Origin of the sequence: Acinetobacter sp. YH12137 (assembly GCF_013418535.1) — a bacterium.
In the GTDB taxonomy this organism is placed as follows: domain Bacteria; phylum Pseudomonadota; class Gammaproteobacteria; order Pseudomonadales; family Moraxellaceae; genus Acinetobacter.
Genome location: NZ_VPBW01000019.1, coordinates 17,541 through 37,153, shown reverse-complemented (window position 1 = coordinate 37,153; position 19,613 = coordinate 17,541). Strand labels below are relative to the sequence as shown.

General features: G+C 43.7%; 19 protein-coding genes. 7 read left to right on the top strand and 12 right to left on the bottom strand.

All coding sequences use genetic code 11. The features are described from left to right. Window positions 1–20: 20 nt before the first annotated feature. Genes FTU72_RS10500 through FTU72_RS10490 form a run of 3 tightly spaced genes read left to right on the top strand, consistent with a single transcriptional unit; the run spans window position 21 to window position 2,510 of the window. Window positions 21–1,469, top strand: coding sequence for a leucyl aminopeptidase (locus FTU72_RS10500; RefSeq protein ID WP_180052799.1), 1,449 nt, complete (start codon window positions 21–23; stop codon window positions 1,467–1,469). Beyond that, the gene (locus FTU72_RS10495; protein ID WP_180052798.1) at window positions 1,462–1,869 is read left to right on the top strand and encodes a DNA polymerase III subunit chi; all 408 of its coding nucleotides are present in this window, start codon (window positions 1,462–1,464) and stop codon (window positions 1,867–1,869) included. The genes FTU72_RS10500 and FTU72_RS10495 overlap by 8 nt, the downstream gene beginning before the upstream one ends. A 26-nt stretch (window positions 1,870–1,895) precedes the next feature. Then, window positions 1,896–2,510 (top strand): hypothetical protein, encoded by a 615-nt coding sequence (locus tag FTU72_RS10490; protein WP_159123955.1) that lies wholly within the window; start codon window positions 1,896–1,898, stop codon window positions 2,508–2,510. A 103-nt stretch (window positions 2,511–2,613) separates the two neighbouring features. Here FTU72_RS10490 and FTU72_RS10485 read toward each other — a convergent pair whose 3' ends face one another. The 7 genes from FTU72_RS10485 to glnK all read right to left on the bottom strand — a co-directional run bounded on the left by FTU72_RS10485 (window position 2,614) and on the right by glnK (window position 8,753). Next, window positions 2,614–3,159 (bottom strand): VTT domain-containing protein, encoded by a 546-nt coding sequence (locus FTU72_RS10485; RefSeq protein ID WP_004787301.1) that lies wholly within the window; start codon window positions 3,157–3,159, stop codon window positions 2,614–2,616. Window positions 3,160–3,268: 109 nt separating this feature from the next. After that, complete coding sequence (locus FTU72_RS10480) at window positions 3,269–3,928, bottom strand: riboflavin synthase (RefSeq protein ID WP_034703431.1); 660 nt, start codon at window positions 3,926–3,928, stop codon at window positions 3,269–3,271. Window positions 3,929–3,951: 23 nt separating this feature from the next. Continuing rightward, window positions 3,952–5,244 (bottom strand): DNA adenine methylase, encoded by a 1,293-nt coding sequence (locus tag FTU72_RS10475; protein WP_004787305.1) that lies wholly within the window; start codon window positions 5,242–5,244, stop codon window positions 3,952–3,954. Further along, window positions 5,241–6,329: a bifunctional diaminohydroxyphosphoribosylaminopyrimidine deaminase/5-amino-6-(5-phosphoribosylamino)uracil reductase RibD gene (ribD, locus tag FTU72_RS10470; protein ID WP_180052797.1), complete on the bottom strand. Its 1,089-nt coding sequence runs from the start codon at window positions 6,327–6,329 to the stop codon at window positions 5,241–5,243. Before ribD ends, FTU72_RS10475 begins: the two co-directional genes overlap by 4 nt. A gap of 2 nt (window positions 6,330–6,331) precedes the next feature. After that, the gene (gene nrdR / locus FTU72_RS10465) at window positions 6,332–6,799 is read right to left on the bottom strand and encodes a transcriptional regulator NrdR (protein ID WP_004787309.1); all 468 of its coding nucleotides are present in this window, start codon (window positions 6,797–6,799) and stop codon (window positions 6,332–6,334) included. A 139-nt stretch (window positions 6,800–6,938) separates the two neighbouring features. Next, window positions 6,939–8,354: an ammonium transporter gene (locus FTU72_RS10460; RefSeq protein ID WP_166136495.1), complete on the bottom strand. Its 1,416-nt coding sequence runs from the start codon at window positions 8,352–8,354 to the stop codon at window positions 6,939–6,941. Window positions 8,355–8,414: 60 nt separating this feature from the next. Further along, entirely contained in the window at window positions 8,415–8,753 is a 339-nt protein-coding gene (gene glnK / locus FTU72_RS10455; RefSeq protein ID WP_004650081.1) for a P-II family nitrogen regulator, read from the bottom strand. A gap of 278 nt (window positions 8,754–9,031) precedes the next feature. Here glnK and FTU72_RS10450 point away from each other — a divergent pair, with 278 nt between their 5' ends. Together FTU72_RS10450 and FTU72_RS10445 are read left to right on the top strand one after the other, a co-directional pair. Beyond that, window positions 9,032–9,259, top strand: a complete 228-nt coding sequence (locus FTU72_RS10450) for an accessory factor UbiK family protein (protein ID WP_004787313.1) — start codon at window positions 9,032–9,034, stop codon at window positions 9,257–9,259. Window positions 9,260–9,324: 65 nt separating this feature from the next. Further along, the gene (locus FTU72_RS10445; RefSeq protein WP_180052796.1) at window positions 9,325–10,815 is read left to right on the top strand and encodes a YifB family Mg chelatase-like AAA ATPase; all 1,491 of its coding nucleotides are present in this window, start codon (window positions 9,325–9,327) and stop codon (window positions 10,813–10,815) included. A 47-nt stretch (window positions 10,816–10,862) separates the two neighbouring features. Here FTU72_RS10445 and FTU72_RS10440 read toward each other — a convergent pair whose 3' ends face one another. Continuing rightward, window positions 10,863–11,591, bottom strand: a complete 729-nt coding sequence (locus FTU72_RS10440) for a TorF family putative porin (RefSeq protein WP_144723540.1) — start codon at window positions 11,589–11,591, stop codon at window positions 10,863–10,865. Between the two features lie 870 nt (window positions 11,592–12,461). Here FTU72_RS10440 and FTU72_RS10435 point away from each other — a divergent pair. After that, window positions 12,462–13,814, top strand: a complete 1,353-nt coding sequence (locus tag FTU72_RS10435; RefSeq protein WP_180052795.1) for an OprD family outer membrane porin — start codon at window positions 12,462–12,464, stop codon at window positions 13,812–13,814. Between the two features lie 101 nt (window positions 13,815–13,915). Here FTU72_RS10435 and ppa read toward each other — a convergent pair whose 3' ends face one another. Then, the gene (gene ppa, locus FTU72_RS10430; protein ID WP_005233448.1) at window positions 13,916–14,452 is read right to left on the bottom strand and encodes an inorganic diphosphatase; all 537 of its coding nucleotides are present in this window, start codon (window positions 14,450–14,452) and stop codon (window positions 13,916–13,918) included. 120 nt (window positions 14,453–14,572) lie between these two features. Then, complete coding sequence (locus FTU72_RS10425; RefSeq protein ID WP_004787362.1) at window positions 14,573–14,971, bottom strand: MAPEG family protein; 399 nt, start codon at window positions 14,969–14,971, stop codon at window positions 14,573–14,575. Window positions 14,972–15,071: 100 nt separating this feature from the next. On the opposite strand from FTU72_RS10425, the gene FTU72_RS10420 reads away from it, so the two are divergent. Beyond that, window positions 15,072–15,458 carry a hypothetical protein gene (locus FTU72_RS10420; protein ID WP_034703874.1) on the top strand — a complete coding sequence of 129 codons (387 nt, stop codon included), beginning with the start codon at window positions 15,072–15,074 and terminating at the stop codon, window positions 15,456–15,458. A 35-nt stretch (window positions 15,459–15,493) separates the two neighbouring features. Here FTU72_RS10420 and FTU72_RS10415 read toward each other — a convergent pair whose 3' ends face one another. Continuing rightward, window positions 15,494–17,170, bottom strand: a complete 1,677-nt coding sequence (locus FTU72_RS10415) for an AMP-binding protein (protein WP_180025469.1) — start codon at window positions 17,168–17,170, stop codon at window positions 15,494–15,496. 150 nt (window positions 17,171–17,320) lie between these two features. Next, on the bottom strand, window positions 17,321–19,540 hold the full coding sequence (parC, locus tag FTU72_RS10410; protein ID WP_179992219.1) for a DNA topoisomerase IV subunit A: 2,220 nt from the start codon (window positions 19,538–19,540) through the stop codon (window positions 17,321–17,323). Window positions 19,541–19,613: the final 73 nt, after the last annotated feature.

The window sequence follows — 19,613 nt, the reverse complement described above, 5'->3', positions numbered from 1 at the left end:
AACAGGCGTGAAAACAAGATATGAACCTTACAATTAATACGTCATTCCCAGAGAATGGATCAAGTCAATCTTTGTTGATTTTAGTCGACTCAGAACAGATTCAGAGCGCTGCATCAACATACCAAATCAACAGCCTAGATACATTAATTAAAGCATCTCAATTCAAGGCTGGTCTGGCAGAAAGTTTAAGCCTGATTGGACAGGTCAGCCAGTCTCAGCATGCGGCCCTGATCGGCCTCGGCAAGACTGCCGAATTACAAGCGGGAAAACTGGCGAAAATTGCCCAAGCCATTATTAAAGGCTCTCAAAAAAAATTCAAACAGATTTCTGTTGATCTGACACAACTTCCACAAGAATTGCACTATCTGTTTGCATTGGCTTTAACTCAAGCCAGCTACGGCTATGACGAATACAAGTCAAAAAAGAACGAATTTATTCTGCAGCAGATTGATTTCATCGCTGCCGAAACTCCGCTAACAGCTGAACAGTTGCAATTGATTCAGGCCGTTCAGACTGGTCAGAATCTGGCGCGTGATCTGGGTAATCGTCCTGGCAATATTTGTTTCCCAGAATATCTGGCAGAACAGGCGCAAGCGCTGGCGGCTCAATATCCGGACCTGCTTAAAGTAACTGTACTTAATGAACAGCAAATGGCTGACCTTGGTATGGGTGCCTTCCTTGCAGTTAGCAAAGGTTCAGACCGTCCAGGCCGTATTATTACAATTGAATATCTGGCTCATCGTGAAGAAGCACCAGTTGTATTACTGGGTAAAGGCATTACTTTTGATACCGGCGGTATTTCATTAAAACCAGGCGCTGGCATGGATGAAATGAAATACGATATGTGCGGTGCAGCTTCAGTTCTGGGCACGCTTCTTGCACTATGCGAATCTCGTTTACCAATTCATGTGGTAGGTGCGATTGCTGCAGCGGAAAATATGCCATCGGGCAAAGCCACCCGTCCAGGTGACATTGTAACCACCATGAGTGGTCAAACTGTTGAAATTTTAAATACTGATGCTGAAGGCCGTCTGGTACTCTGTGATGCGCTAACTTATGTGAAACGCTTCAACCCTGCCCTGGTGATTGATATTGCAACTCTAACCGGTGCTTGTGTAGTGGCCTTAGGTTCAGTCTTGACCGGTATGTTTACGCCAGACAATGAGCTGGCTGCAGAGCTTGAAACCGCCGGCCAAAATGCATTTGACCGTGTATGGCGCATGCCAGTACTGGACGACTATCAGGAACAACTGGATTCACCATTTGCTGATATTGCCAATATTGGTGGCCCTAAAGCCGGTTCTGTAACAGCTGCATGCTTCCTGCAACGTTTTACGCGTGAATATCGCTGGGCTCACTTGGATATTGCAGGTACTGCATGGAATTCAGGTCCAAATAAAGGCGCAACTGGCCGTCCAGTACCTCTATTAATGCAATTCCTGGCTAATCGCGTTCAAAAGCATGGCTAAGGTCAGCTTTTATTTATTTGAAAAAAGCCCTGAACGACAAGTGGACAGCACTTGTCGTTTATGCCGTAAAATTTTGCGTCAGCCAGAGCGTATCTGGCTGCTGTGTGCCGATCCTGCCTTACAGCAGGAACTGGATGAAAAGCTATGGAACTTTGATCCTGCCAGCTTTATTCCGCATGGAATCGATCAGCCAGATGCGACCGTTTGTATATCGGCTCAATTACCAGAGCAGCCTGGCTGGATTATTTTTAATTTTAATCCGGAAGCACTTGAACCTGATGCGAAATTTAGTCACATTATTGAGATTATTAAAAACAATGAACCAGCCAAACAGCTGGGACGTGAAAAATATAAACAATATCGTCGCTTTGGCATTCAGCCAAATACCTTTAAGCTCTAAGTAATCACGTGAACAAGGAGATGCAAGTGGCATTAAATGTAGGTCCAGATTTTAAACAGCGCTGGTTAAACACGCCTGAGGCTGTACGTCAGACCTTTATCGATGACCTCTCGCGCATCTGTGAAGTACTTAAGCCTGAAACCGCTGTAGAAGAATGGCTCGTTCGCGACCAACAGTTACAGAAAGAGTCTGAGCGTAAAATTGAAGCAGCGTATGCACAGCGCAAGGCCGAACTGATTGAAGAAGCACGTATTCGCAGACAACGGGCACTCGAAAAAGCCTTAGCCGAAAAACGTGCTGAAGAGCAAGCCTATGCCGAACAGCTACGCCGTGATGAAGAGCGAAAATTTGCCGAGCAGACCCGGAAGCTGGCTGAAATGCGTCATATGCTAGATACTGAGGTTCAGGATTATGCCGCACGTTATCAGAAAAATCCGGATCAGGTGCTCGACTTTGCCAAAGGTCGCCTAAATATCGACGATACCCAGATTTTATCTGAGCTGGAAAGTTTACGGTTACGTCTGGAACTCGAAGCAGAAACTGTGATTGAACAAACCGTCAATGCACTGCGTGAGAAATTACGCGCTGCAGCCAAAGAAGAAATTGACTATATTCTGAAAAATTCTGATCTGGCTGAGTAAAGTTGATAGTCAGTTGGCTGAAAAGATTCTTTTTATTTTTCAGCCTAATCCATCCCCTGTCTTGGTTAGTTTATTCCATCAAACTATAAAATCTGCTTTAAAATTAAAACAAGTCAGCCAGTAAAAATGCGGTATTGCCAAGCAGATAGCCAGCCCCTAGCAGAGTGCTAATCCAGAGAATTCCCCCAGTCACATTATAAAAACTGAAAGTTGCAAAGCTCATATGGCCAGAACCTGCCGCAAAAGGACCGAAGGAACGTACAAAGGGAATAAAACGCGCAATTAAGATCGTCTTGCCGCCATGTTTCATAAAATAATGATTGGTTTTGACCATATATTCGGGTTTGAAAAACCGTGAATGCTCATTGAAATATTTTAATCCGAGCACCCTGCCTGAATAATAATTCACGGTATAACCCAGAATCGAAGCAATCAGCAGCAATAAACCCATGGAGTGTAAGGTAATCAGGTCAGAGCTGGAACACAGCGCACCGACGGCAATCAACAGACTGTCACCGGGCAAAAAGAAAAAAAATGGCGAACCTGTTTCCGCAAAAATCACCAGGAACAAAATTGCATAGATCCATACCCCATACTGCTCCAGCAATAAGGGTAAAGACTGTTCAAGATGAAGTAAAAAATCGAGCATTCGACCTGTCCACTGGGGCTAAAATCGCGAGTTGAGCTACGTATTATCCCGAAAAATAAAAAAACAGTCTAATTTTTCAATTAGATTGTCTGGTAATTGCGCAGCTAATTTATTTCAAAAAGCCATTTTCGGCTAAGAATTCCATGCTGATTTTAGACTGTTCTGTAGTTTCTGCGGCCTTGTCACCAAGCAATAAACGCTCGATATAACGTGCCAGTACATCCACTTCCAGATTGACTTTAGTGCCTAACTTCCAGGTACCAATATTGGTCCGTTCTGCCGTATGCGGAATTAGATTCAGACTAAGGATATTTCCACGCAAATGATTGATGGTCAGGCTGATGCCATCTACTGTTATAGAGCCCTTCTCTGCCAGATATTTGGCAATTTCTTTTGGTGCAGTCACTTCAAAATAAATGGAACGGGCATCGGAACGTACCACCGTAATTTCACCTACAGCATCGACATGACCAGAAACAATATGTCCACCAAAGCGTGTAGTTGGTAGCATCGCCTTTTCGACATTTACAGGTTGGCCGACTTTCCAGTTAGCCAGTGTAGTCCGGTCCAGGCTTTCACGTGATACGTCTGCAGCATACCAGTTCTCACCCCAGTCAATTACGGTCAGACAGATACCATTGGTGGCAATTGAATCGCCTAGATGTACATCGGACATATCTAGATCCGTCTGGATGCGTAAACGCACATCACCGCCAACGCTTTGCAGGCTCTCGACCTTGCCCAGACTTTCAATAATACCTGTAAACATCTTTATTTCCTTTTTCTCTGCACTTACCACAAGGCCAATTGGGTACTCACCCCGGTCGTATCCACACCGCCCAGCTCGGCATAATGATGCAACTGGCTCAGTAACTGACGGATTGGCGGACCTGACTTGGCATGTGTGTCGGTAATTACAATAAATTCTAGTACACGTGCACGTTCAGACTGGCGCTGTTTGCTGACACGATAACGTGGCACATCCTGAGTGAGCAAGGTTACACGGCCACGTTTCAGGTTGGCCTGCAGCAAATCTGTGGCACTGATATTACCATCGGTTGAATAACTGGTCAGGATAAAACGCGCATTAATGGTCGCCAACAAAGTTTCATAGGCTTCTTTGGCATGCTTGGATGAGTTGTACTGACTTGGACGTTCTTTACGCCATGCACGGTCAATCCCGCTCTTGAAGCCTTTAGTGTCTGGAGTCGGTAAATCCACCTGATCCCACAGCGTTAAAGCATTGAGTACATGATAGTTACTACTATAGGCATGCTGGTTATACGGTGGATCCAGATAAGCCACATCGACTTCAAAACCACTCATCTGATTGGCCAGATGTTGGGCATCTACACACCACATTTCTGCAGCAGGTCCTTGATGCTTGGCATCTTCACAGAAACGGCTTGGCGTTAACCAAAGTAGTGATTCAATGCGTTCTAGTGCAGTCTGGGTTTTTCCACCCCAACCATGATGAAAACTTTTAAATACACCAGAAGTATTGCTGACAAAACTGGCTGAATAGAGCAGCGGTGCTAACAAAGCACTCATCTCGACATCATCGATTGCACCTTGCGCCTGCCAGGTCGCAATCTGCTGACGAATGGCATCAATACGCATGCCATTACGGCGCTTGAAGAACAAACGGTCACGGGTCGGATCATAGATTTCGTCATTGCGTGGACACAGGTTATGCGTCACCCAGCCTTTGACTTCAGGCAGACGGTTTAGATAGTCGATCGCTTTCTGATAGCCACCCAGTTCTTTAAATGCAGGTGCATCAGTGCATGCCAGAACTGCATGATTCAGCGCATGGCTATACGGTTCCCAGTCATTGGCAATGACACGATAGCCATTTTGACGTGCCAAACGTGATACCACACCAGAACCGGCAAAGAAATCGGCAAATATCGGCGCACGGCCATCTTCACGTTTTAGGGTTCCCGTGCTCTCAAGTGCTTCCAGAATTAAGTGTAGTAAACGGCGTTTGTTCCCCAGATAAGGAACCAGCTGATGGAAAAGATATTCATCTGTGGTACGTGCCGCATGGCGACGTTTGTGGTAAACCGTAGACTCTGAATTCATAGTGTCTCTTGAGAGGGAATTAACCTGAAGCGCATGTCATCACCCAAACGGGTCACGTCCTGCAACTTGAATCGAAGTTGTTCTGCCATTCGGCTGAATTCTGCATTGAACATACTACGCGCAGTTTGCCCCAATAAAGTCGGTGCAACATAACTGATGAGTTCATCCACCAGCCCTGCCTGTAAAAATGCAGTAGATAAAGTCGCACCTGCTTCAACCAGCACATCATATATCTGATGCTGCTGAACCAGTTGCTGTAATAATTCTTTTAAAGGCTGAATTTCGAATTGGATCACACCCAGATCAGCCAGCTCCTGACGATAAGGCCCCATCACCATCACCGTTTCTGGAGTCTCCAAAATCTTGGTAGTGAGGGGTAAACGCCCCTGGCGATCCAGAATAATCCGTTTGGGCTGAACTACCGTGCTGATGTCATTCATACCTTTCAGGCTACGGACATTGAGCTGACAGTCATCAGCCAATACAGTTTCAATCCCGGTAATCACTGCGCCAGAAATGGCACGCCAGTGCTGGACATCCTGACGGGCTTCAGGACCGGTAATCCATTTCGATTCACCCGATGCCATTGCCGTACGGCCATCCAGACTCGATGCAATTTTCAAACGGACATAAGGCATCCCAGTCGCCATCGCTTTTAGAAAGCCATCATTCAGTGGATGTGCTTCATCTTCACAAATGCCGACTTCAACGTCGATTCCGGCATCTTTCAGGATTTGCACACCTTTGCCAGCGACCAGTGGATTCGGATCAGGACAAGCCACAATCACTTTAGCTACGCCTGCTTCAACCAATCCTTTAGCACATGGTGGTGTACGGCCATAATGGGCACAAGGTTCCAAAGTCACATATGCTGTTGCGCCACGTGCCTGCTCTCCGGCCTGACGCATGGCAAAGACTTCCGCATGAGGCTGACCCGCTTTGGGATGAAAACCTTCACCCACGACTATGCCATCTTTGACAATGACACAGCCGACATTCGGGTTGGGTTTAGTAGAGTACTGTCCCTGACGTGCCAGCTCAATGGCACGACGCATCCAGATTTGATCTTGAGTGAGTTCAGTCATGCTTATTCTTGAAACTCACCGCGTTGCTGCATCTGTTCAATCTGACGACGAAAGGCTTCGACATCCTGGAAATCCTGATAGACCGAAGCAAAACGGACATAAGCGACATGATCAAGTGCAAATAGAGATTGCATGACAATTTCACCAATCGTGCGTGATTTCACATCACGCTCACCCAGACGGCGAATCTGCAACTGGATATCACTGAGCACCGTTTCAATCTGTTCTTGCGTCACAGGACGTTTCTGCAAGGCATGCATCAGGGAACGGCGTAATTTGGCTTCATCAAAGGGTTCATTCTTGCCATCAGATTTGATGACACGCGGCATCACCACTTCATAACTTTCAAAGGTGGTAAAGCGTTCATTACAACTGACGCATTCACGACGGCGGCGAATCTGGCAACCTTCAGCGGCCAGGCGTGAATCAATCACTTTACTGTCTGGTGTATTGCAAAATGGGCAATGCATAGCGGTTTAATTGAACAAATCCTGATGATTTCCGAGTGTAGCAAAAATTCCAAACTTTGTAGAGTTTTACGCAACATATAGAAAAAAAACAGCCCAGATGGGCTGTTTTACACAATATATTGATTATTGTTTTAGCAGATTATTCTACGCGTTCGCCATGTTGACTTAAGTCCAGACCCATGCGTTCATCATCAGAAGAAACACGGATACCGATGATCAGATCAATTACTTTAAGAATCACGAAAGTTAATACTGCAGAGTAAGCGATGGTTGCCAGTACACCTTCAACTTGAACCCAAAGTTGGCTCATTACATTTGCTGGAGCAGCATCACCCATGATGAATTCGCTTGCGAAGAATGCTGTCAGAATCGCACCAACGATACCACCCACACCGTGCAAACCAAAGGCATCTAGAGAATCGTCGGCTTTTAGTGCGCGTTTCAGAGCAGTAATACCCCAGAAACATACCACACCACCGATCAGACCCATTGCCAGCGCACCACCGACAGTCACGAAACCAGCTGCTGGAGTAATCACCACCAGACCTGCTACCGCACCAGAAGCCCCACCTAATACAGATGCTTTACCACGTACTACTTTTTCAGTAATTAACCAAGAGATCGCTGCTGCCGCTGCTGCAACTTGAGTTACGATCAGCGCATAACCTGCAGAACCATTTGCACCCAATGCTGAACCACCGTTGAAGCCGAACCAGCCTACCCAAAGTAAGCTTGCACCGACTACAGTTAAAGTCAGGTTATGTGGCGCCATTGATTCACGGCCAAGACCCATACGTTTACCAAGCATGTAGGCTGCAACCAGACCCGCTACACCTGAGTTGATGTGAACGACTGTACCACCAGCAAAGTCAAGCGCACCGTCGTTACCTAACCAGCCGCCGCCCCAGACCCAGTGAGTAATTGGTGCATACACCAGAATCACCCAGAGTGCAATGAATGCCACAAAAGCACCAAACTTCATACGCTCAGCAATCGAACCGCTGATGATGGCAACCGTAATAATGGCAAACGTCATTTGGAAGATCACGAACAGGATTTCAGGAATTGTGCCTGAAAGCGCATCGGTGGTTATTCCAGCCAGCATGAGCTTGTCCAGACTGCCGATAAAGGCATTTCCTTCACCAAAGGCCAATGTATAGCCAATCACGACCCAGGCAATACTGACTACGGCTGCGGCAACAAAGCTGTGTGCCATTGTTGCCAGCACATTTTTCTTACGGACCATACCGCCATAGAACAGGGCTAAACCTGGAATGGTCATCAGTAATACAAGGGCTGTTGAAGTGAGAATCCAGGCTGTATCGCCAGTATCGAGAGTAGCTTCTTCTTCTGCAGGCGCTGCTGGTTCAGCTGGCGCCACTTCAGCAATCTCTGCTGTAGTTGTGTCTGTTGTTGTAAGTGAAGTATCACCAGTCTCTGCAACGAGTGCGACTTCTTCAGTAGGTGTTGGTGCTGTTACGGCCTCTTCAGCCCACGCAACAGAACCACCTAAAAGAGCGCTGGACAAGCCGAACGCCATTAGCATTTTTTTCATTCGTATCCCCCAACCATGTTTTTTGTGAGTTATTAGGTACTCAGCAAACTTCGTGCCAAATTAAACAGCGTCTGCACCTGTTTCACCGGTACGAATACGGATGACTTGTTCTAAGTTAGTTACGAAAATTTTTCCGTCACCGATTTTGCCAGTGCTTGCAACACGAGTAATTGATTCAATTACCGAATCAACCATTTCATCGCTGATTGCGATTTCGATTTTGACTTTCGGTAGGAAATCTACAACGTATTCAGCACCACGATAAAGTTCAGTATGGCCTTTTTGACGACCAAAGCCTTTGACTTCAGTCACAGTGATGCCTTGAACACCAATTTCAGATAATGCTTCACGCACATCATCCAATTTGAAAGGTTTTACAATTGCAGTTACGAGCTTCATGTTTGTTTTCCTTCGGCTTATTTCACCAGTAAGGTTTTATGTTCAAATTTCATGCCAAGATTCCTAAGGTCGGGGGAAATTAGAAAGCCCGGCACGATGTTTCTTGCTCTTTTATTTTATACTTATAACGTATTGGAATCTGCACAAATTGGATATTTTTTATGTGGATTTTTACAATATTACTAATCGAAGCAGCCTATATTTCATCTGAAATACTGTAAGTCACTCTTGCAGCAATGCTACACTGTCCGCGCATTTATATGGCGATGGATCGGATTATGATTGAAACCCTGTTACAAGCAATTTTGCAGCAAGTTGAACAGCCTAAAAAGGACCTCGAGCACAACCTGCGTGCCCTGCTCAACGAAGCCGTCAGTAAAATGGATTTAGTGTCTAAAGAAGAGCTCGAACGTCAACGCACTGCCCTAAATAATGCCAATCAGCGTTTAAATGAGTTACTAAAACAAGTCGAAGAACTAGAAGAAAAAATCTCGATTAAAAAATAAGCACAACTACAGTGCACAAAAGACACGAGAACAATAAAAATAATGCACTATATTGGAACAACAATATGTCTTTTGCCAAAATTTATACGCGAGGCCTGTTAGGCCTGCATGCACCTTTAATTGAAGTCGAAGTTCATGTCAGTTCTGGCATGCCTTCCCTCACCATTGTGGGGCTTCCTGAAGCCGCAGTCAGGGAAAGTAAGGATCGGGTTCGATCAGCTATTCTGAATAGCGGCTTTCAGTTTCCGACCAAACGCCTGACCATTAATCTGGCACCTGCCGATCTACCTAAAGATGGCTCACGTTTGGACTTGCCGATTGCGCTAGGAATTTTAGTGGCCTCAGGGCAGCTTCCAGAAAATTGCACAGATGACCTTGAATTTATTGGTGAACTGGCCCTAGATGGTCAATTGCGGCCTGTAACAGGAATCCTGAGTATTGCAATCGCCTGCCAGCAGGCACAGCATCAACTGATCTTGCCTAGTCCGAATGCTCAGGAAGCCTCTCAGCTTCCGGATTTTCAGGTATTTGCTGCCAATCATTTACAGGAAGTCTGTGCACATCTGGCTCAAGCAGAAACCTTGCCCCCGTTTAAGACCAGTCCATTAGATCAGCACTCTTTTTATAAATTTGATCTTGCGGATGTGAAAGGACAATTGCGACCACGACGTGCCTTGGAAATTGCAGCTGCAGGTGGCCATTCCCTGCTGTTCCGCGGCCCACCTGGTACAGGTAAAACCTTATTAGCATCGCGCCTCGCCAGTATTTTACCTCCCTTAAATACTCAGGAAAATCTGGAAGTTGCTAGTATCTATTCAATTGCCAATGCCAATCATCCCTTTGGCCAGCGGCCATTTCGGGCACCGCATCATACTGCGTCTGCCATTGCACTGGTCGGCGGTGGCTCACATCCTAAACCTGGAGAGATCACACTGGCACATTTGGGCGTTTTATTTCTAGACGAACTGCCTGAGTTTGACCGCAAGGTTTTAGAAGTATTACGTCAGCCGCTTGAGTCCAAAGAAATTGTAATCTCACGTGCTTCCCGGCAAATTACTTTTCCAGCCAATTTTCAACTGGTGGCAGCCATGAATCCCTGTCCATGCGGTTATGCATTTAATCAGGACAGCCGCTGTCAATGTTCACCTGAAAGCATTAAGCGTTATCAGAGCCGGATTTCTGGCCCATTACTGGATCGGATTGACCTGCATATTGACGTACCACCTTTACAGGCACAGGAATTACAGGACAATAAACCTGTCGAAAACTCTGAAACGGTCAGACAGCGTGTGATCAGCGCCTATAATATTCAGATCGAACGGCAAAATGCCTTGAACATGAGTCTTAGTCCAAAGCAACTAGAACAATACGCCCCTCTCGATCCACCAGCTCAGAAAATGATTGAACTGGCTCAGCAGAAACTGAATTTGTCAGCACGAGGCTATCATCGGATTTTGCGTGTTGCCCGAACCATTGCCGATCTTAACCAAAGTCCAGATATTCAGACTGGGCACTTATCGGAAGCCTTGTCTTATCGCGGGCAGCAGCAGATTTAGAATATTAAAAAAGGCGACCTGAGATCGCCTTTTTTAAACCCCAAAGATTAGAAGCTGTAGCCTAGTCCTAATACCACTTTATTTTTCTGTTTATCTTCAAAACGGTTATAACCACCAAAAATATAATTCATGCTGGCGGTGATGCCTGTATCAGCAAGTGGCTTGCTTAGACCGATATCGAAATGACGGAAACCGAAACTGTTTTCTGTTCCTTTTATGTCGCCATCTTTGGCATAAATATATAGGCCAAGTGCAGTATCCAGACTAAAATCTTTTGGCAGTGCATAGCTATAGGTGCCTTTTAGATAGGTATCCCCTGCATTACCCCAATCAAGATCTTCAAGCAATGTTTGAGCAGTCACACCAAAATCTTTGTACGTCAGACCCAGCATGGTTTCAAAACCATTTGAGCCTGTATTGCCAATATCATAATAGTAATAATAAGTTAAACCCGCTGTATAACCCCAGTCTTCATTGATTGAACCGTTATAGCCCGCATAAAAATCATTTTCAAAGGCATTGGGCAAATCATCACCATAGTCTAATGTCGAACCCCACCAGCCTGCATAGAAACCAGAAGCATGATTGTAGTCCAGCCCCCCCTGTAAAGTAGCGCCCTTATTTTCTGGCGTATTGGTAATACCACGCAGGTTATAGCTTGAAAGTACGCTGATATTTCCAGATACCGTATGTTCAGCAGCCGGTTCCTCAGCAAAAGTAAAAGAAGATGCAGCGCCCAATAAAGCAAGAGATAATACTTTTAATGTTGATTTCATTGTGTGACTCCCCCAGATCGTCTGAGACGTTTTTTATGGTCATTGATTAAACTCAAGCTCGAAACTGCAAGAGCTATGCCAATCTGGAATAAAACAACTAAAATCTGATGAATAAAAATAAAATAAAGCACTAGGTGTTTGTTTTTAAATTATATTTAAATTTTTAAAAAAAGCACTTTAATAGATTCTTTTTAACCTTGGTCCTTTTTCAAAGATTTATTTTCTTTTTTCGGTCTTATACATAATCATTTACAAGTTGCGCCATTTTGAGTCTATTTTCGCTTTGATTAAATTTTGTGCTAAAAAAAGGTGCAGAAATAAAAAGTAAAGAAACACATTGCTCTATTCGAGTTTTCGATTCTTGCTCAAACTCAGAAAATTTCTGGATTAAAAAGTTCAAAATAGTGCTAAGCAAGAAAAAGTGATGCTCATGGAATGACTTTTTATTATTCAGAAATCTATGCGCATTTTTGGATTTATAAATATTTAAATTAAATATTTATATATTAAAATTCAATAATTTATAATCAATTCTCACTTTTAAGAAATTATTAATGAAGAGTCTGATACAGAAAATGAAGATTTTGAACACTCAACTTTTTCATTCTAAGAATTTTAATTTTAAATATTATTGATGCACTCATGAGTCATACCCTTCAGAGAATTTATATTTAAAAAATATCTTTGTTTTTATTTGTTTTTTTACTATATGGTCAGGATTTAGACTGTTAGATCTCTTACCATTATTCACTTTAGATTAAAAAAAATCCATCGACTTTAGTGGAATATCGTAAATAAAAATGACATTTATTCAGCGAATCTTATACAATTCCTAAAAATTTCCATCAATTTGTATAAGGCTCTCTCCCAATGCAAAACACAAAAAAATTAACATTGGCAGTTTTGATTCAGGCTGCATTGATCTCAACCGCTTTTGCTAGCGAGCAGAGTGAGTCTAAAGGTTTTGTAGAAGACGCAGAAGGATCTGTACTTTTCCGTACTGGTTATTTATCTCGTGATAAGAAAAATGGCGTAGCAGATACAAGTTCAGCTGCACAGACTGCAATTGTGAAACTGGATTCTGGCTTTACTCAAGGTGTAGTCGGCTTTGGTGCCGGGATCATCGGTGATGCTTCTTTCAAACTAGGAAACAACAAAAATGCCGGTAATGGCATGATTCCTCGTGAAAACGGTTTCAATGCTAAAGGTGAGTACGTTAAAGGTGCTGGCGATACTTATGATCATTGGGCTCGTGGCGGCGCTTATGTGAAAGCTCGTGTATCTAATACCACTGCTGTATATGGTACCCAAGTTTTAGATCTTCCTGTATTGGCATCAAATACTGCACGTCTCGTTCCTGAATACTTTGAAGGCGTATTAGTGACTAGCAATGAAATTGATAACCTGTCATTAACAGCTGGTAAATTTACTAAAAACCAATATTCAGACCAAATCGACTCTGATGGTAACGAGCTTGATCGTGCTGTTGTTTGGGGCGCGAAATATAAATTTAGTGATGCTCTAAACGCTTCTTACTACGGTACAGATATTAAAGACCGTTTAGACCGTCATTATGTGAATGCGAACTATAGCTATGCAGTAGCCAATGGCGGCACTTTAACTCACGATTTCAGTGGCTATCATACCGAGTGGGATAAAAAAGCTGACGGTGGTGCATATACTTATTCTCATACCACAAATGACTTAAGTAACTTAAGCAACAATATTTGGGCTATTTCTACCACTTACAATACTGGTCCGCACAATATCATGGTGGCTTACCAACAAAATACTGGTAACACAGGCTATGACTATGGTTTGGGTCGCGGTGTAGGTGATGGTCATCAAACGATTTATCTACCAAACTCATACCTGTCTGACTTCATTGGTAATAATGAAAAATCAGCACAACTTCAATACACATTTGACTTCGGTGCTGTAAATGTTCCTGGTCTATCTTGGACTTCAGCATTTGTATATGGTTGGGATATTGATGTACCAGCAGACCCTGAAGGCGATCGTTCAGTGTTAGCGACTAGCGATGCTCATGAACGTGAATTCTTTAACCAAGTGAAATACACTGTTCAATCTGGTTTTGCTAAAGATGCAAGCTTGCGTTTACGTCACTCTTACTACCGTGCAAGCAATGATTACCAATCTAACTACATTGGTGACACCAACGAATGGCGTATTTGGTTAGACATTCCTGTGAAATTATTCTAATTCACCCGAATTTCAAACCATAATAAAAAACCTGCACATTGTGCAGGTTTTTTTTGTTTAAGCTTTAAAAAGCTAAAGACTCAAACTGAAAAGCAAATGAATTATTTATTTGCTTCTGCATAAGCTGCAATTGAGCTGAGTACTTCTTGTTTCGCAACATCAGCACCTTCCCAACCACTTAACTTAACCCATTTGCCTGGTTCCAAGTCTTTGTAATGCTGGAAGAAGTGTTCGATTTGGCTGATCAGTAATGGAGGAAGATCAGTATATTCTTGAACATCTTTGTAGATCGGAGTCAGTTTGTCGTGTGGAACTGCAACCAGTTTCGCATCAACACCACCGTCATCTTCCATGTTCAGTTTACCTACAGGACGGCAACGAATGACTGAACCTGGCTCTACTGGATGTGGAGTTACGACCAATACGTCTAGAGGATCGCCATCTAGAGAAAGTGTATTTGGTACATAACCATAGTTTGCTGGGTAGAACATTGCTGTACCCATGAAACGGTCTACAAATAATGCATCAGAATCTTTATCGATTTCATATTTGATTGGTGCTGCATTTGCAGGAATTTCGATAATGACATAGATGTCGTTTGGCGCATCTTTACCCGCTGGGATATTGCTGTAGCTCATAGCATCACTCTTTAACAAGTTATATCTTTTAAAAACCGCGATAATTATAACGGTTTTTACAGATTTTTTTTGATTTTAAAATATCGAACTGTAAATATCTCGACCTGCTTTATTTTTGGCTTAAGAGATTTTGATAATTAACAGCAGTAAGGTTATTGGACATAATAAGGATAACAGCCAGACAATTGAACGTAAGGTCGACCAGTTCGCCAGATAACAGATCCCATAGATGACCCGAAAAACCAGATAGGCAATCCCAAAGGTCATCACCAGACTTTGCGACACGACCATATATTCTGCCATCAGAATCGAGGCGATAAAGAGCGGTAAGCTTTCAAAGCTATTTTGCTGGGCGGCATTGGCACGACTGGCCAAGCCTGTAGACTTTTCTAAAAATGCCCGCGGATTCTGATTGTCTTTTGCACGAAACCCTGCCGATTTTTTCGCAATCAAGGTAAAAACATAGGGTAAAAGACAAGCTGCCAAAATGAGATAGATAACCCCACTAATGCTATGCATCTGATTTTTCTCTTGAGAATTTTTATGTCTATCATAGCATGGCGTTTCGTGAATAAATTTTGTTAAATAGAGTGTTTTTATAAATGATTAAGGATTCACTATGGTCAGCCCTGATCAAAATGAAATGTTCGATGTCCTCGAGAAACAGCGCCAGCATCAACGTCAAGTGGATCGCGTATTAAAAATCGTATTGCCGATTGTGGCATTTCTGATAGCGGTCATTTGTGCCAATATGAATATCTGGTCTCCCCTCTTTACCTTTGCCATCTTATGGATTGCCTTCTATGCCGTGGGCATCAAACGCATGCCGATCTGGCACTGGGTGGTCGCAATCATCATTTATTGCTTGATAGATAATATTCTCAGTTATGGCAGTTTTAATTTGAGAGGATTTAACCGCCAGTTTGGTACCATGTTTATTTTTTTGGGTGTGATCGGTGTAGGACGTCCTTACTTCGACCGCTGGCTAATGAAAAAAGAGAATTAAAAAAAGCGCCCTTAGGCGCTTTTTTATTGCAAGATTTATGCAGTCTTACGTAGGTCTTTGCGCAGGATTTTGCCTACGTTAGATTTCGGTAATTCATCCATAAATTCAACATAACGTGGACGTTTATAACCGGTCAGATTTTCTTTCGCAAATGCCAGAACTTCTTCAGTCGTCAATGAAGGATCTTTCTTCACAACGAACAGTTTTGGCACTTCACCTGATTTTTCATCTGGTACACCAATTGCAGCCACTTCCAGAACTTTTGGATGTTTCGCAACAACTTCTTCAATTTCAGAAGGATAAACGTTGAAGCCAGAGACCAGAATCATGTCTTTCTTACGGTCAACGATTTTGATATAACCACGTGAATCCATTACACCGATATCACCGGTACGGAAGAAGCCATTTACCATCACTTTATCGGTTTCATCCGGACGGTTCCAATAGCCTTTCATCACCTGTGGACCACGGATTGAGATTTCACCCTGCTCACCGAGTGCAACTTCATTACCGTCATCATCCAGAATTGCAACTTCAGTCAAAGGTAACGGAATACCAATCGTACCGCTAAATGCTTCAGATGCCGGTGGGTTCGCAGTTGCTACTGGAGAAGTTTCAGACAGGCCATAACCTTCAATGATGTTAGTGCCAGTAATTTTCTTCCAGGCTTCTGCAGTAGAAGGCAGAACCGCCATACCACCGCCCATCGCCATTTTTAAACGGCTATGATCCAGTTGCTTGAACTCTTCGTTGTTTACAAGCGCATTAAACAGCGTGTTCACAGCAGGGAAGAATGTTGGCTGGTATTTACGTAATTCTTTCATCACCGCAGGCAGGTCACGCGGGTTAGGAATCAGAACGTTCGCCTGACCTTTATACATGCCGTAAAGTGCACAGACCATGAAAGCAAAGATGTGATAAAGCGGTAAAGCACAGAAAATACGGTCATCTGGCTGGCCATCTTGCGCACCGAATTTGCTCTGGAAGATACCGTCACACTGCAACAGGTTAGCAACCAAGTTACGATGGGTCAGTTCAGCACCTTTAGAAACACCAGTAGTACCACCTGTGTACTGAAGTACAGCAGTATCACTTAAAGTCAATTCAGGGCGTTTATAGTTGCTTGGGTTAACTTTATTCAGGGCTGCATTGAACTTGATGTGGCCTGGAATATCCCATGCCGGAATCTGCTTACGTACTGAACGCAATACAAAGTTCACCAAAGTACCTTTTAAAGCACCCAGCATGTCACCCACAGAAGCAACCACGACGTGCTTCACAGGCGTTTTGCCAATAATTGACTGATAAACGCTGGCAAAGTTCTCAATAATGACGAGAACTTCAGCACCAGAATCTTTTAACTGATGCTCAAGCTCACGTGATGTATACAGTGGATTTACATTCACCAGTACTAAACCAGCGCGGAACACCCCCAATGCTACGACCGGATACTGAAGAACGTTTGGCATCATTACGGCAACACGTGTGCCTTTTGCCAGACCCAAACTTTGTAAATATGCTGCGAATTTACGACTAGCTTCTTCCAACTCATTGAACGTTAAAGTCTTATCCATAAAGATAAAGGCATCACGTGAGCCAAATTTTTGGAAATTGCGTTCAAAAATATCAACCAGAGACGTATTTTCTGCTGGTAATTCTACAGTTTCTGGAATCCCTGTTTTTTGGTATTCAGCGAACCAAATTTTTTCCATAATGCCAATCTCTCCAATCATAATCCTTAGTAGTTCAACTGTTTTTTTCAATGCTGCACGTCATTTTTTAGACTTGTATATGTGCAACATTGCATCCATTTGTCGAATCGTTACTCATATATAACGTATTTCGATTCATGGATGCTAGTATTATCTTTGAATCAACAGTTTATTTGCTTTTTGATATCCACGTGGTAACAGGGTTCCTTTAGAGCCTCGTTTCCCAATATATTTTTGCAGGTCATCCCCTTTAAGTTTTAATTGTTGCTGTCCTGCAAGCACTTGAATTATTTCATCAAGTTTTAATATTGTCATGGATAAAATTTGATCTTTATCTTCAAGTTGTATCAATTTATTACCTTTACCTTTATTCAATACAGGTAATTCCGACAGATCAACAATCAGCAGACGACCAGCTGAACTGAGTAGTGCAACATGAGTTGCATCTTCCAGCGGTTGCAGGTTCATGACCTGTGCACCTTCAGATAGATTCAGGAAAGCCTTACCAGCTTTGGCATTGGTATCCAACTGCTTGGCTTGGGTTTTAAATCCATAACCTTTGCTGCTGACTGCCAGGATTTCTGCATCATCTTCAGCCACCAATACCTGCTTGAAACCAACTCCACTTGCCGGAGAAAGTTTTGAACTCAACGGTTCACCGAGTCCTCGTGCCGATGGCAGGCTATTGATTGGCAAGCCATAGCTACGGCCACTATCATCTAATACATAGACGCGTTGATTAGACTTACCTTGGGCATGACTGAGATACTGATCGCCCGCACGGAAATTCAGATTTTCAGCATCCACTTCATGCCCTTTAGCACAGCGAATCCAGCCCGCTTCAGACAATACTACCGTTACAGGATCCGCTGGCAGCATTTCAGTTTCATCAATAGCAGCGGCTTCGGCACGTTGCACGATTGGAGAACGACGATCATCCCCAAATTTCTTGGCATCTTCTTTTAGTTCATTGATGATCAAAGTTTTTAAAGACTCAGGATTCGCCAGCTGTTCACGAATCACGGCAGCTTTAGCTTCCAGCTCTTCCTGTTCGCGGCGCAGTTCCATTTCTTCAAGCTTGGCCAGATGACGTAGCTTGAGTTCTAAAATGGCTTCGGCCTGAATCTCATCAATACCAAAACGTTCCATCAACACTGGTTTAGGCTGATCTTCCTCACGAATAATCCGAATCACTTCATCAATATTCAGGTAGGCAATGATCAAACCGCCGAGAATATGCAGGCGTTTTTCGATCTTATTCAGATGATATTGCAGACGGCGAGTGACTGTAGTTTTACGGATTTCGATCCATTCCAGCAGAATACGACGAATCGATTTCACCTGTGGACGGCCATCCGCGCCAATCATGTTCATATTGACACGATAGCTGGATTCCAGATCTGTAGTCGCGAACAGATGGCTCATTACCGCTTCAGCATCAATACGGTTCGAACGCAATACCACCACTAAACGTGTTGGATTTTCATGGTCAGATTCATCACGAACATCAGTGACCAATGGCAGCTTTTTCGCCTGCATCTGGTCCGCGATCTGACTGATAATTTTTGAACCGGATACCTGATATGGCAATTCGGTAATCACAATTTCATTTTTATCAATAGTGTATACCGCACGCATGCGATAGCTGCCACGACCTGTCGTCTGGATTTTAAGCAGCTCTGATGGTGGCGTAATGATTTCCGCTTTGGTCGGTAAATCCGGTCCCGGAATGTATTCTGCCATTTTGGCATCGGTCAGGTTCGGATTACGGATCAGGGCGATGGTACCTTTCACCACTTCGCGCAAGTTGTGAGGCGGAATATCGGTCGCCATCCCCACAGCAATCCCGGTGGTACCATTTAACAGGATATTGGGAACACGTGCCGGCAAGTTGATCGGTTCTTTCATCGAACCATCAAAGTTATCCTGCCAGTCACAGGTACCCTGTCCCAGCTCGGATAAAAGCAGTTCACTATATTGCGACAGTTTGGCTTCGGTATAACGCATCGCCGCGAAAGACTTCGGATCATCAGGTGAACCCCAGTTGCCCTGTCCTTCAATAAACGGATAGCGATAACTGAATGGTTGTGCCATCAGGACCATGGCTTCATAACAGGCCGAGTCACCATGTGGATGGTATTTACCCAGTACATCCCCGACAGTACGCGCCGATTTTTTCGGTTTACTGGTCCATTTCAGACCCAGCTCACTCATGGCATAGACAATACGGCGCTGTACCGGTTTCAAACCGTCACTGATATGTGGCAATGCACGATCCATAATCACGTACATGGCATAATTTAAATAAGCTTGTTCGGTAAATTCGGCTACGGAACGGTTTTCTGTCGCATGATGCGCAAGGCTTGTCATAACAACCTATAATCCTAAAATTCGTTTTTGTATCAATGTTTCTTATGCTAAGTCGCGGCTGTGTGCTGCACAA

Bases quoted from the DNA above. Each gene is read 5' to 3' on its own strand.
- FTU72_RS10500 (WP_180052799.1), top strand. From the start codon at position 21: ATGAACCTTACAATTAATACGTCATTCCCAGAGAATGGATCAAGTCAA.
- FTU72_RS10495 (WP_180052798.1), top strand. From the start codon at position 1,462: ATGGCTAAGGTCAGCTTTTATTTATTTGAAAAAAGCCCTGAACGACAA.
- FTU72_RS10485 (WP_004787301.1), bottom strand. From the start codon at position 3,159: ATGCTCGATTTTTTACTTCATCTTGAACAGTCTTTACCCTTATTGCTG.
- FTU72_RS10480 (WP_034703431.1), bottom strand. From the start codon at position 3,928: ATGTTTACAGGTATTATTGAAAGTCTGGGCAAGGTCGAGAGCCTGCAA.
- FTU72_RS10475 (WP_004787305.1), bottom strand. From the start codon at position 5,244: ATGAATTCAGAGTCTACGGTTTACCACAAACGTCGCCATGCGGCACGT.
- ribD (WP_180052797.1), bottom strand. From the start codon at position 6,329: ATGACTGAACTCACTCAAGATCAAATCTGGATGCGTCGTGCCATTGAG.
- nrdR (WP_004787309.1), bottom strand. From the start codon at position 6,799: ATGCATTGCCCATTTTGCAATACACCAGACAGTAAAGTGATTGATTCA.
- FTU72_RS10460 (WP_166136495.1), bottom strand. From the start codon at position 8,354: ATGAAAAAAATGCTAATGGCGTTCGGCTTGTCCAGCGCTCTTTTAGGT.
- glnK (WP_004650081.1), bottom strand. From the start codon at position 8,753: ATGAAGCTCGTAACTGCAATTGTAAAACCTTTCAAATTGGATGATGTG.
- FTU72_RS10450 (WP_004787313.1), top strand. From the start codon at position 9,032: ATGATTGAAACCCTGTTACAAGCAATTTTGCAGCAAGTTGAACAGCCT.
- FTU72_RS10445 (WP_180052796.1), top strand. From the start codon at position 9,325: ATGTCTTTTGCCAAAATTTATACGCGAGGCCTGTTAGGCCTGCATGCA.
- FTU72_RS10440 (WP_144723540.1), bottom strand. From the start codon at position 11,591: ATGAAATCAACATTAAAAGTATTATCTCTTGCTTTATTGGGCGCTGCA.
- FTU72_RS10435 (WP_180052795.1), top strand. From the start codon at position 12,462: ATGCAAAACACAAAAAAATTAACATTGGCAGTTTTGATTCAGGCTGCA.
- ppa (WP_005233448.1), bottom strand. From the start codon at position 14,452: ATGAGCTACAGCAATATCCCAGCGGGTAAAGATGCGCCAAACGACATC.
- FTU72_RS10425 (WP_004787362.1), bottom strand. From the start codon at position 14,971: ATGCATAGCATTAGTGGGGTTATCTATCTCATTTTGGCAGCTTGTCTT.
- FTU72_RS10420 (WP_034703874.1), top strand. From the start codon at position 15,072: ATGGTCAGCCCTGATCAAAATGAAATGTTCGATGTCCTCGAGAAACAG.
- FTU72_RS10415 (WP_180025469.1), bottom strand. From the start codon at position 17,170: ATGGAAAAAATTTGGTTCGCTGAATACCAAAAAACAGGGATTCCAGAA.
- parC (WP_179992219.1), bottom strand. From the start codon at position 19,540: ATGACAAGCCTTGCGCATCATGCGACAGAAAACCGTTCCGTAGCCGAA.